General features: G+C 43.1%; 10 protein-coding genes. 1 reads left to right on the top strand and 9 read right to left on the bottom strand.

The window, feature by feature from the left end:
* Position 1 precedes the first annotated feature (1 nt).
* On the top strand, positions 2-1,018 hold the full coding sequence (locus ABR189_RS23210) for a Gfo/Idh/MocA family protein (protein WP_354662880.1): 1,017 nt from the start codon (positions 2-4) through the stop codon (positions 1,016-1,018).
* A 34-nt stretch (positions 1,019-1,052) separates the two neighbouring features.
* On the opposite strand, the gene ABR189_RS23205 is transcribed toward ABR189_RS23210, so the two are convergent.
* The 9 genes from ABR189_RS23205 to ABR189_RS23165 all read right to left on the bottom strand — a co-directional run bounded on the left by ABR189_RS23205 (position 1,053) and on the right by ABR189_RS23165 (position 12,595).
* Positions 1,053-1,718 (bottom strand): GntR family transcriptional regulator, encoded by a 666-nt coding sequence (locus ABR189_RS23205; protein ID WP_354662879.1) that lies wholly within the window; start codon positions 1,716-1,718, stop codon positions 1,053-1,055.
* Positions 1,719-1,786: 68 nt separating this feature from the next.
* Positions 1,787-2,041, bottom strand: a complete 255-nt coding sequence (locus ABR189_RS23200) for a hypothetical protein (RefSeq protein ID WP_354662878.1) — start codon at positions 2,039-2,041, stop codon at positions 1,787-1,789.
* An 88-nt stretch (positions 2,042-2,129) separates the two neighbouring features.
* Complete coding sequence (locus ABR189_RS23195; RefSeq protein ID WP_354662877.1) at positions 2,130-3,503, bottom strand: enolase C-terminal domain-like protein; 1,374 nt, start codon at positions 3,501-3,503, stop codon at positions 2,130-2,132.
* A 7-nt stretch (positions 3,504-3,510) separates the two neighbouring features.
* A complete protein-coding gene (locus ABR189_RS23190; RefSeq protein ID WP_354662876.1) occupies positions 3,511-4,872 on the bottom strand; it encodes a hypothetical protein in 1,362 nt (453 codons plus the stop codon).
* Between the two features lie 22 nt (positions 4,873-4,894).
* Positions 4,895-5,263: a high-potential iron-sulfur protein gene (locus ABR189_RS23185; RefSeq protein WP_354662875.1), complete on the bottom strand. Its 369-nt coding sequence runs from the start codon at positions 5,261-5,263 to the stop codon at positions 4,895-4,897.
* Positions 5,264-5,279: 16 nt separating this feature from the next.
* A complete protein-coding gene (locus ABR189_RS23180; protein ID WP_354662874.1) occupies positions 5,280-7,412 on the bottom strand; it encodes a PVC-type heme-binding CxxCH protein in 2,133 nt (710 codons plus the stop codon).
* Positions 7,413-7,439: 27 nt separating this feature from the next.
* On the bottom strand, positions 7,440-9,575 hold the full coding sequence (locus ABR189_RS23175; RefSeq protein ID WP_354662873.1) for a glycoside hydrolase family 20 zincin-like fold domain-containing protein: 2,136 nt from the start codon (positions 9,573-9,575) through the stop codon (positions 7,440-7,442).
* Positions 9,565-11,643 (bottom strand): family 20 glycosylhydrolase, encoded by a 2,079-nt coding sequence (locus ABR189_RS23170; protein ID WP_354662872.1) that lies wholly within the window; start codon positions 11,641-11,643, stop codon positions 9,565-9,567. The genes ABR189_RS23175 and ABR189_RS23170 overlap by 11 nt, the downstream gene beginning before the upstream one ends.
* Positions 11,644-11,671: 28 nt before the next feature.
* Positions 11,672-12,595 carry a dihydrodipicolinate synthase family protein gene (locus tag ABR189_RS23165; RefSeq protein WP_354662871.1) on the bottom strand — a complete coding sequence of 308 codons (924 nt, stop codon included), beginning with the start codon at positions 12,593-12,595 and terminating at the stop codon, positions 11,672-11,674.
* Positions 12,596-12,604 lie beyond the last annotated feature (9 nt).

Below are 12,604 nucleotides of genomic sequence, written 5' to 3'. Positions count from 1 at the left end.
TATGGAAAAAAGATCAAATATTAACCGGCGGGATTTTCTACAAATGGCGGCAACTTTGGGAATAGGTATTAGCCTATACCCCCATTCCTCTTATGGAGCACTCCCCGCACAGCGGAAAGGGAAAAGAATCGGTATAATTGGCCTGGATACTTCTCATTCCATTGAATTTGTAAGAACACTAAATGCTCCGGATATTGGTGATGCTTACGAAGGTTATACCGTAACAGCAGCTTATCCTTATGGGAGCCGTGAAATAAAAAGCAGCTACAGCAGAATAGAAGACTACACAAAACAAGTAAAAAAGCATGGCGTAACCATCGCCTCTTCCTTAGATGAACTCTTAAAAGTAACAGACGTAATAATGCTGGAAACAAATGACGGCAGATTACACAAGGAACAGGCAAAACGTGTATTTGAAGCAGGCAAAACCGTATTCATTGATAAACCGGTAGCGGCATCCTACCGGGATGTTGTTCGCATTTACGAAATGGCAGAGCAATATAAAGTGCCCCTTTTCTCCTCCTCTACCTTACGGTATGTTGAAAATATGGAAATGCTCCGGAATGGCTCCCTGGCTGGAAAAATACTGGGTGCAGACACATTTTGCCCCTGTGAAATTGAGCCATCCCATCCTGACATCTTCTGGTACGGTGTACACGGAGTAGAAATGCTGTTTGCTGTAATGGGTATAGGGTGCAGTACCGTACAAAGAGTACATACAGCATCCACGGATATAGTTACAGGTGTATGGGAAGATGGTAGAACAGGTGTATTCAGAGGAACAAGAACAGGTGTTTCATCCTTTGGAGGGATGGCATATGGTGAAAAAGGGAATGTGCCTATTAAAGGGTATAATGGATATGAACCACTACTTCATAAGATCATAGATTTCTACAAAACGGGCATCCCTCCTGTTAGTTCTAAAGAAACAATAGAGTTATATGCTTTCATGGAAGCTGCAGACGAAAGTAAAAGGCAGAATGGGAAAGCGATATCATTGGCAAAACTTGAGTTTTGATCAGCATAGCGCATTACCGGAAATAGCTGGAGCGCTACCCGGCCACTGCATTATGCCCTGTAGGAACCATTCCAAGCATGGCTTTCTCTCCCCTATCCAGATGTATGATAAGCGTTTCCCTTGCAGTCTCGTAGTCTTTCTTTTTCAAAGCTTTCACTATTTTCCTGTGCTCTACATCCGTTAATTCATAATCATTCATTTCAGACTGGGAACTACCTAGTTTGAAATGAAACAAAGGGATATTACTACTTTTGTAAATATGCAAAAGACGGGCATTTTTTGAACCTTCCATAATAGCTTCATGGAACTTCACATCTGCTTCACATGCCCCACTCAGATATCCGCCACTTACCATCACTGAAAAATCTTCACAGATCTTTTCCAATTTTGCGATCACTTCTTTGTCATATCTTTCAGATAATAGTTTCAAAGCACCAAGCTCTAATACTTCCCGCAATTCTTTTATTTCTACCACATCTTCAGCAGTAATAGATTTTACGAAACATCCTCCTTTTTCACCAAATTCAACCAGGCTTTCACCTGATAATCTGATCAGCGCTTCCCTTACAGCTACCCTGCTCACATTTAATTTTTGTGCCCACCAACTTTCCACAAGTCTTGATCCCCTGGTTAACTGATTAGACAGGATCATTTTTCTGAATTCAGCGTATACCATATTTGCTAAAGAACCTTCTTTCATAAAGCAGTAATTTGTATACAAAATTAGCCTAAAAATGTCTTTTAAACAAATCAGCCATTCTTCCTGCCTTAATAATTTATGACGAACGCTAATTCGGCCCAGTTATTAATGTTGTTCCAGTCACTTCCATTAAAGCGAAGCGTTACAGACCAGTACCTGGCTTTATCATTTCCGGTAATAACACCTTTCACCATATAAGTTTCCTTTCCGGTAATTTTGACCTGATATACGCTTTCCAGGCCAATGGTTATCTCCTCATGTATCTTCACAAAATTGCAAGCCATTATACTGGCCTTGCATTTCTCCTGCTCCTTTGCTGGCATTACTGCTTTAGTGATAACAACTTGCTTTTCAGCGCTGCTATCTAGCATACAGGCACCAAAAACAATAATAGGCAGCAGCAACAGCATTTTATTTTTTACTGAACATTTCAGCATAATGATCTGAAGGCCGGAATATTCCTCCGGCAGATTGATAAAAACTGTCATCCAGCTCAAACACTCCCTGTTTCGCCTCTACCCATATAGCATCCTTTGCCGGAAGATATCCTTTCATGGCTTCCCATCTCAGATAGTTCTCCTTTCCATTAGTTTCCATCATTCCAATTCCTAATTCCGGAAAAGGCTGCAGTCTTGCTGCCAGGTTCTTATGCCAGTCTACCAGTATAGGATTTACCGTAAGGTCTGAACAAAAACAAGGTATTTGATGCGCTTGCGCCACCTTGGCAATCTTTAGCGTGAGGCTCAGTGTTTTGGCTACCGCCTTCAATACTATGGCCTTATATCCCTGCTGGATACGTTTCAATGTATTCTCTTCATTGTTCGCACTTTCATCTGCGGCAATACGCACCCCAAGGTCGCCCACAAACTCGTTGTTTGTTTCAGGAAAAGGCTCTTCTATCAGCAATAAGCTATCCAAAAGACCGTACCCCTTGATCTTTTCTATCAGTTCGCGAAGAGTAGCTTTCTTTTCGTATCTGCCATTACAATCCAGCGTATACAATATCCTGTTATGCTGGGTATGCAGCGTATTTTTCTGCCGGAGGGCTTCGTGGATCAACTTGATACGGGCGGCATCTTTTTCCATCATTTCCCGCTGCGTTCCTGGTTGCCCTGTTTTTATCTTAATAATAAAATATCCTTCGTCCGCGGCTTTCTCAATATCCTGTATAGGCATATTATAGGATACCTGGAACATCACACCAATTTTGCGATTATGCGTGCTTAGTGCCGGCCTGTATATTTCCGGGATCATCTGCTCATAACCAACACAACTGTTCTCAGCAGCATATATCAGCCAGGCGGCATTATCCAGGCTCACCAATGCATTCAGCACGAAGTTTGGATTGATATCTTTTTTGCCGGTTAATGATACTGCTTCCTGTGTAACAACCGGAAGCAATTTTTCAAATAGGTCCACAGGTGTACTAAAAGGGATACCCTTTGCCAGATGTAACGCTTTTTCAGTCAATGCAAACATTAGTGCGTTAGCAGCCGCTTCTGAATTGGCGGCAAAGAGATTCGCATCTCCGTATAACACACTCTGTGTGGCTAGCCCTACTCCGCTCATACGATCTGTTTTCAGCTGTACAGCAGTTTGCCATAGCTCTGTTAAGTAGCCCCCTTTAAATCCAAATGGTATCCGTAGCTTTTCTCTTTCAAAATTTGAACCTGTGCTGGTTAACCTGATCAATGAAGGCTTCTTCCCTACCATACCTAATGTTTTATGAATATTACCCCCAATAGTAAGGATGACCGAGTTTGACAGAAATCTTCTCCGGTTCATGTTTTCATTATTTTAATACTGCACGAATGGCATTTAATAGTACTGATTCCACGTCCGGAGAAACGCCTGAAACAATATCACTGGTTTCATACCCTCCCTGCTGAAAATAAGATGCTCTTGTTCCAATATAACCAGGGCCATATTCTTCATATGCGGCTGTACATATAATATCTTTCGGCCTCATTCTTTGTGCAGCCAACTGGTATTCTACAAACGCCTCTCCTGGGATGTTCAGCAACCAGATCTTCCCCAGTTTCAAAGAAGATATATTAACCTTATGCCCTGCAACGCTTCGCTGGTACCAGGCCAGCTTTTCTGCCGCTCTGAATTTCTCATGAATATTGAGGCTGGTATCAACCATACGCCGGCGCAGGTCTGTTTCAATCAAATTTTTGCCCAGTGGCAATTCCACTTCCATATTCTTCCAGGTAACGGAACTATTCCGTAGCGGGTATTTTTTTGTACTCTGCCAGGCTTTCATCATACCTTCCTCCACATGACGGGCAAGAACAATACGCTGTGGTTTAGAACCATCATTGTATTTTCCCGCTGTAATATTGCCACTTGCGCCGTTGAAATGAATGGAAGGGATCCTCAGCTGCCTTTCTATTGCATTCCTGGCGATACCTACAAATTCACAGGTAACATCACCTGAACCATAATAACTTTGCGGATGTGTTGTATAATAAGTTAACAGCGCAATGGGTTTATTCCCATTCCAGAAACTGATGCATTTCAGCCAGGGATCTATCAATCCTTCGGGAGCTGCGCGCATAGCAGCATCCGTTGTGCTGCTCCACCGTGTAGTAATGTTGCCTTCCGCGTCCATCAATCTGCGATTGGAGGCAACACTATCCACTTTAGCCTGCCCCCACCCGATTGCCGTTACCAGCGATGCGTTCTTAATGCCGTTTTTTACAGCCACGGATGTTCTTTGGATCACTTCTTCGGTGAAAGCATTATCAATGCTTCGTCCTCCTAATCCGTACTCCTCCATGATCCGTTCAATCGTAAAATCACAACGAGGGGCATCATGCTGATGCAATGTGTGCACAGAAACTCTGTCTATGGTTGTACCTGCAGCTGCTGCAAGTTGCTGGCGCCATTGGTCCTGCCCCTCATTGGAAATACCAATCCAGTCTACCGCACACAATACAACAGGTTTATCCGCCGATAACACTACAATACCGCGTGCGCTTAAGGAGTCTGTTACTGACCGTGTAGATGCATAAGCAACTGGACTGCCAATTGGCGGGGATGCATTTACTTCAAAAAAACCTACACGTATATTTTGTGCTATGCCAATCACCGAAAAGCACATGCACAATAACAGGCATTTGCTGCATTTTAATAAAATATGCTGATTCACATTAGATACTTTATGTTAAAGATCAAACACCTTTCGGGGCCCAGTAGGTACAATATCCTTTAGGCAAAACTGGTCCTTTGAATAAAGGACAGGTGGCACATGCCTTTTTATCTCCTGCAGGTATAAAAAGTTTACAGTTATCGCAACGCTTTTCTTTCATGGGCGTTTTATCTACATATCCCAATGCATTACGGGATTTTAGTTCATTAGCAGACAACGCTGCCATATCACAGGGGTCTTTACCATTCTCCCCTCCTTCCTTCTCTTTTACTTCCTCCCTTCCCTCTTTCTGGCCATTTCCACATCCCAATAAAAGTACCCCTCCTGTTAAAAAGCCAACTGAAAAGATCATCCCCTTTTTGATGAACTGCCTTCTTTCCATTTCATTCATGATGGTTCATTTTAGATTAGTTAGTAGGATTTGCCAGTTGTAATAGGTTCGACACGGTGCTTTTAATAGTAGCATCCGCTATGCTACCTTCATATTTCCTCAATGCGGACAGGGCTTCTGCTGATAATGTTTTTCCCTCAGAAGTAAGCCCATCCAACAATCCCGCAGTAATAGCACCTGCCCATTTAACATCTTTTGCTATCACAGGATCCTGCAAGAACCCTATAAGTGCCGCAATTTCTCCACCTTCATTTCTTGCACCATTCACATAGCCAAATGATCTTACAAACTCTAATTTGCACTTGCCTGTCGTTTCAAAATAGCTACCGCTATTCTTCAACGCCTGCAGGAATTTCAAGGAAGTGCAGGGCTTGGCAGTCAATACGGCAATATGCAATATTGAATCAGTAGTGTGTTTGGTGAGCACAAGGCTTAATGCTTGTATTGCTTTATCTGCCGGTGCATTTCCAACGCTCAGTGCTGCCTGAAATACAACATATGCAACACTATCCTCTGTCAGCTTCAACAGGTCTGGCAACAATGCTGGAAATCTTTCAGATAGTATAGCCCCATGCTCTCTCACACCAGGGTCCACATCATTCATAGCCAGCTTCACATCCGCCATTGTAAGTGCCTGAAGCCCTTCCAATGTGTATAAGGCCCGCAAACGAAACCGGGGATCTGTATTGGATACCAATATCTCTCTTACTGCAGGAATTACAGACAGATCTTTCCGGTCAATTAACAGCCGCTGCGCATTGGTACGCCACCAGGCACCAGGATGTACCAACAGCTGTACCAATTCTGCAGAACTCATAGCATTCATCTTCGGTTTCACTACTTTCTTTTTCCCTTTAGGAAAAATCAGATAGATTCTGCCTTTATCATTACCCGCATGAAAATCCATATCAGCTTTCAGATCGTCAGGAATAGAAACCGGCGTTTCAATATGCTGGCGGTACATATCAACCACATACAAGTTACCATCCGGGCCGGAATAAAATGAAGTGGGGCGAAACCAGGAATCTTTAGATGCCAGGAATTCCCTGCTTTTTTCAAGTGCTCCACGGCTGGCAGTATATAAGGACTTATCTGCTGTACGGGAAACAACGTCTCGATGCACAAGATTCCCGGCTACTTCTCCTGTAAAAATGGAACCGTAATACTCCTTGGGAAAATTCTCTCCACCGTAAAACGTAGCGCCGGAAGCACCAGTGAAATGCCCTGAGATCCATTCCACCTGGTTTAGTTTAAGGGAATCATACTGGTGCTGACGTCTTTCACTCCGTTCCTTCCGCCAGTAAGGGGGCGGCGTTAACTGAAACATTTCTAACTCATGATCAGATGGATTATAATCACCATTATAAGATGGCATATGGTCATGCCTGTGCAGATATCTCCAGGCTATTGGATTTGTTTGTATATGTAGTGTGTTCTGCGTATAAAAACGATGGTTCCAGTCATTGATGGCCAAACCATACTGTCCGGTTCCTGACTCTGCTTCAAATTGCTCTGTATCTAACCTGAATCTGAAATCATGGCCCCCCATTGGTAATACTGCCAGGTCCGGTCTTTTCAAAAACTTCACTTGTCCTGCCTGACCATGGTTATTGGCATAAATCCAGTTATCCACCCCGTAGGTGAGATTAGTGATCTGCGCTTCTGAATTCCCTGTAAAGAACCCAGTGAACAGTGTGTCAATAATATCCGCCGTATGATCACCATCGGTATCTTTCATGAATAGAATATTGGGGGCTGCCGTAACAAGAAGGCCTCTTTTATAGGGAAGCACTGAGGTTGCATCTGGAATCCCCTGTGCAAATACGAAGGTGGAATCAAAATTCCCATCTCCATTCACATCCAGCAGCATCTTAATATTGCCTTTTCCGGCTGCAGCATCCGCCACAAAAGGATAGTCCCCCATTTCTACCACATATGTATTACCATCTTCATCAATGGCCATCGAAACAGGCATAACCACCTGTGGTTCAGCAGCAACATTCTCAATATCAAATCCATCCTGTAAAACAAAATGCTGCATTTCATTTTCCACGGATTTCCCCTCGTCATAACGGTTTTGCTTACATCCGGCAAAAAGCAGACCGGCGGAGAAAATGAGCAGCAATGTACCTGACTTTAATTTATCCATTGTAATAAGACTGTTTTATGTGTATGGCTAAATGTTTCGCATGGTTTTGAGCCATGTCTGAATCTTCATATTCATTTTCAATTCAAAAAGATACATCCAGTCTGAACTTGTTTGCGTGGCATTCGCAATCATTGTATCGTAGTTATCATCCATGATGTACTCAGGTGGCCTTTCAAGAAATCTTGTTTCTGAAAACACCATTTCATATTCCCTTCTAAGATCGGCAAAGCTACACTCCAGCGCTCTGATCTTCAATGCCACTTTTTTCATCCCTTCCGATGTATCTTCCGAAGCATAATCATCCAGCAGGCCAAGTAATTTTGCATTATAAATCTGTAATTCATTCATCCTGTGAAAAAGGCGCAACGCATATTGATTCCGCCTTGCAGATCTTATGCTATTTTCAATAACAACACGTGTTCCTTCATATCTTTTTATTTCCCTTCGGGCAAGATCAACCCTATCCTTATAAACGGTCCGCCAGGCATCTGCAGACAACTCTGATCCAGGTAGCTCAATAAGGTCAATTTTTTTAGGTACGGTAATCCTTCCGCTATTTTTTACAAATGCCGTATCCCAGAAATTGAAGGCAAGTTCCAGGGAATCCTGAAACTCATATCGCTCATTGCTCAACGCAGGTCCGTAAAAACGATGCCGGAATATAGCATGCGCTTCTTTCGCCTGTATATCACTATACTTCCAACTGAGCAAAGCATAATCATAGATCCCCCGCCAGAATGTTTCAAAATGGGGAGATGAATCATCCCAGGCTGTCGCCAGCATACCTTCCAGCCCATGTTTCACCGCCACCCAGCTAAAGTCCTTTATGGGGTTAAAAAGTGACTGATTACGCGGTATCATGGGAGACATTTCCTGTACCGCGCTGGCACCCATTACTTTCAAATGATGGGATTTAAGCCAGGTCACGGCGTTCTGGTTACCCTGCAACCGGGGGTATGTATAATGCCAACGCATGTAAATACAATCTTTAGGAAAAAGGTGTAGGTACTCTGCTATCTTTGGTGCATTCTTCTCCCATATTAAATTGATGGAATCAGCTGGGGTATGGGTATCGTGCATGGACATATAGATGCCTGAAAGGGAAAAGATCATGTCATCCCAAAAAACAGGGATCCTGTTATGTTCCCGTGCATAAGCACAAACCTTGTTCAACCAGTACATTTGCAATTGAAAAGTACTCATCCCCGAATTCCTGCTGGCTGCCGATTGTCCAAGGTTATACACTTCATCTCCCCCTACATGCAGGTATTTTCCATTTGGCGTTGCAGCGATTGCGTCGTCATACAGTTTGAACTGTAATGCATAAGTACCTGTAGCCATTGGATCAAACACCCAGTCCTTCCGCGGATCATCCCTCAAACCTGCATATTCATCATGCTTCAAAATGAAAGCCGCATGGCCTAAGCCCTGTACCAGCGGGCTGATTTCAATGTGCCTGTCCCTGGCATACCTGCTGAGTGCTGCAAACTCATCTATTGAAATGGAATTTTCGGCACCGATTACCTTTGCTGAACGATATCTTAACTTATCTTCAAATTCAAGGATAACTGCATTTATTTTAATGGCCGCCAACCGGTCCATCATTCGGTAGTAATAATCAAGGTTATCCAGATGGTACTTCAGATCCAGATGCACAGCTCTGTAGGCGATTTCCGGAAAATCCGTTATTACACATGCTGGAATGACCAGCGACTGATCACTGGCATCTTCCAGCATCTGCAGTAATGTCTGACAACCGTAAAAGATACCAACCTCGCTTTTCGCTATTATTAAAACCTGCCCGGCAGTAATTTTCAGTATATACCCCTCCTCCGAAGGAGGTAATAGCGGGTCATCATTTATTTGCAACGTAAGCACTCCTTTCCCCGACCCTTCAGCCATCGGCAGCGTTGACAAGGGGGCTCGCAACACAGGCAGCTGCACTATGCCTTTCAGGAACACTCTTTCCAAACCATCACATGCAAGCCCGGCTCCTCCGGTGAATGCTACTTTTTGAGGGAACGGAAACAATCTGAATTGTTTGCGGAAAATTGCCGCATCCTTGCCCGGAGAATCCCCAGGCAAGGATGAAAATGCCTGAATGGGCATTATCAGCAAAACACCTAACCAACAAAATAGTGCTTCAACAATCCTACTTTTCATTCAACCATTTTAATAATTTATCATTAATAGCAAGCTCAAAAACATGCATCCAATCGCTGTTGTTCGTTCCATTTCCCAACATAGGATCGTTGTTCTGATCCAATATATATCCGGGAGGATTTGAAAGGAACCTTTCTTTAGAGAACACATCCTCATATTGCTTTCTGTATGCAGAGAAAGAATTTACCAGCCCGCTGATTTCTTTCTTCACCTTGTCTTTTTCAGTTGCCAGATCATAGGTATGTAACAACACCAATAATCGGGATGAATAGATCTGTAACTCGTTCATTACTGTTAATAGCTCCAATGAATACCTGTTCCTTCGAATCCTTTTCTTATTTTCTTCGATGACAGATCTGATATTGTCATATCGTTTCAGTTCCAGCTTCGCGCGCTCCACTTTAGCTGCATATTTTTCACTCCACACGCCTGTACTATCACTGTGAGGCAATGAAATCAGATCCATTTTATAGGGATAATGCCTTCTATGCCCCTGATTGATCAATGCCACGTCCCAGAAATCAAGCGCCCTTTCCAGGGAGTCCTGAAACTCGAATTGTAGTGCTGCCAATTCCGGCGCATAGAAACGATGACGAAATATCTTATGAGCCGCCGTCGCATCCATATCCTGATAATTCCAGGATAAACCGGCATAGTCATAAAAGCCACGCCAGAAAGTTTCTATATGCGGAGAGGAATCATCCCATGCGGTCAACAACATGCCAGGCAGTTTTTTCTCTACAGCAATTTCACAGAATTCTTTTGTTGGCTGATAAATAGAATTCTGCCTGGGTAGCATAGCCGCCATATCCTGCGCAGCCGGAGCACCCCATACCTGCATACCATTGGCCATAAACCAATCTATTGCTTTGGTGTTTCCCTGTATTTTTGGGAAATTATAATTCCAACGCATGTAAATACAATTCTTAGGGAATAGCGCCACATTCTCATCCAGCAAATGTTGTTTCTCTGCCCATTCTTTTTCTACATATGCAGAATCCAACATTCTGTCATTACGCATCGTGCCATACAGATTGGACAGTGAAAACACCATATCATCCCAGAAAATAGGCGTGCGGCCATGGTCTGTTACATATTTGCACACTTTATTCAGCCAATACATCTGCAATTCAAAGGGCTTCATGCCGGAACGTTTGCTTAATTCTGAAGCCCCAAGATTATACACTTCATCTCCCCCTATATGCAAATATTTACTACCAGGTGTTGCTGCCATGGCATCATCATACATTTTAAAATGCAGATCATATGTTTCTGGATTGAGCGGATCAATCACCCAGTCTATTTTCCGGTCGTCCCGCAAATGTGTATAAATATCATGTTTAAGAATAAATGATACATGCCCAAGGCCCTGTACCAGCGGACTGATCTCAATATGCCTTTCTTTTGCATAACGGCTCAATGCGGCAAACTCATCTATAGATACTGCATTTCCCGATCCTACTTTTTCCGCTTTCCTGTATCTGAGCTTATCTTCAAACTCAATGATCACCGCATTTACCTTGATGCCTGCCAACCGGTCCATCATCCTGTAATAGTATTCCATCTTTTCCAGATGGTATTTCAGATCCAGGTGCACTGCCCGGTAGGGGATATCCGGAAAATCAGTGATTGTGCATGCAGGTATGTCTATACGCTGGTCTGTTGCATCTTCCATCATTTGCAGCAAGGTCTGGCATCCATAAAATACACCTGCCGCATCTTTTCCCGAAACAGTCACTCCGCCGTTCCGTATCTGAAGAATATAAGATTCTTTAGAAGCAGGTAAAGCCCCACTGTTAGAAATTTCCAATGTAAGTATGCCTTTCCCAGGACCGTCTGCCAGTGGCAGATTATCCAATGGGTAAGCCAGTACCGGCAACTTCAGGTTTCCCTTTAAAAATATCGCCTTTAATTCATTCCGCTTTAAGCCAGCTCCTTTATTCCATTCCACTTTTTGTGGCGCCGGTAATAAGCGGAACTTGTCGGCATTTTTATTATCATTTGCCTGCACCGCACACCAACAAAGAACAAATATGCAAACAACCAGGATGGTGAAAATTCTTTTCATTATTCGTAATTATCTGAAGGCAAAAAAATTATTGCATTACTCCTTCCCCTACTAATTCCAGGATATTCTGATTCAGTTCCCTGATGTAACTTGCTGTAGCAGGATCCGGTGTATAAGATGCCTTGCGTACATAACTGTTATTAAGGATACCGCGTGCCATCAGTAATTCTTTTTCCGCATAGTGAAATAACTCCATATTCTGTAGAGAAAAGAATATCTGGGGCATTACTTTTTCAAAAAGCCGCATAGCTTTATCATTATCCCCAGCCTTTCTCAGACAGAAAACCTTCTGAAGTATATCAGACACACCTAATCCGGGCATTACTCCTGTAATACCAGTAGGTATCAGTTCCAGCATATACAAACCGCCCCAGCCTTCAAACAGCCCGATATTTCCTTTTGTAGCATCCATAATCTCTTTGAACTTTGGAGCACAGAGAGGCTCTTCCAGTTTAAGATATTTGAAGTTGGTATGTTTATTCATCAGGTTGCAGATCATTTCAACACTGATAGACTGGCCACCAGGGTTAAAATCCTGCAACAGAACAGGCGTATTGGGAATAGACTGCATAAACTCACCCAGGTATTCCTCTATAGAAGATTCCGGTAAGTTGAAAATACGCGGCACAGCCAATGAAATAACATCCGCGCCAGCTGCTACATTCGCCTGCGCTAAATTAATCGCCAATTTCAGCGATGCGTGATTGGATTGGCCAATGATCTCAATCCTTCCTGCCGCCTGGTCTACAGCAATCTTTACTACCCGCAGCTTTTCTTCATCTGTTAATTTATAGAATTCGCTGGCATAAGCAGGCAAACATGCAGCTTCAACACCCGCACTCACCGCAAAATCTACCAGATTCCGTAAACTTTCTTCATCTATCTCCTCTTCCTTTGTAAAAGGGGTTGGTATAATGGGTACTACTCCCTTCAAGGATCTAAAATTTTTCATTTTTCTTGT

It is taken from the genome of Chitinophaga sp. H8 (assembly GCF_040567655.1).
Classification (GTDB): domain Bacteria; phylum Bacteroidota; class Bacteroidia; order Chitinophagales; family Chitinophagaceae; genus Chitinophaga; species Chitinophaga defluvii.
This window is presented reverse-complemented; position numbering and strand designations above follow the sequence as displayed.

What these genes read in the sequence shown, in the direction of transcription:
- ABR189_RS23180 (WP_354662874.1), bottom strand. Translation starts at nt 7,412, where the DNA reads ATGGATAAATTAAAGTCAGGTACATTGCTGCTCATTTTCTCCGCCGGT.
- ABR189_RS23205 (WP_354662879.1), bottom strand. Translation starts at nt 1,718, where the DNA reads ATGAAAGAAGGTTCTTTAGCAAATATGGTATACGCTGAATTCAGAAAA.
- ABR189_RS23165 (WP_354662871.1), bottom strand. Translation starts at nt 12,595, where the DNA reads ATGAAAAATTTTAGATCCTTGAAGGGAGTAGTACCCATTATACCAACC.
- ABR189_RS23175 (WP_354662873.1), bottom strand. Translation starts at nt 9,575, where the DNA reads ATGAAAAGTAGGATTGTTGAAGCACTATTTTGTTGGTTAGGTGTTTTG.
- ABR189_RS23170 (WP_354662872.1), bottom strand. Translation starts at nt 11,643, where the DNA reads ATGAAAAGAATTTTCACCATCCTGGTTGTTTGCATATTTGTTCTTTGT.
- ABR189_RS23210 (WP_354662880.1), top strand. Translation starts at nt 2, where the DNA reads ATGGAAAAAAGATCAAATATTAACCGGCGGGATTTTCTACAAATGGCG.
- ABR189_RS23195 (WP_354662877.1), bottom strand. Translation starts at nt 3,503, where the DNA reads ATGAACCGGAGAAGATTTCTGTCAAACTCGGTCATCCTTACTATTGGG.
- ABR189_RS23185 (WP_354662875.1), bottom strand. Translation starts at nt 5,263, where the DNA reads ATGAATGAAATGGAAAGAAGGCAGTTCATCAAAAAGGGGATGATCTTT.
- ABR189_RS23200 (WP_354662878.1), bottom strand. Translation starts at nt 2,041, where the DNA reads ATGCCAGCAAAGGAGCAGGAGAAATGCAAGGCCAGTATAATGGCTTGC.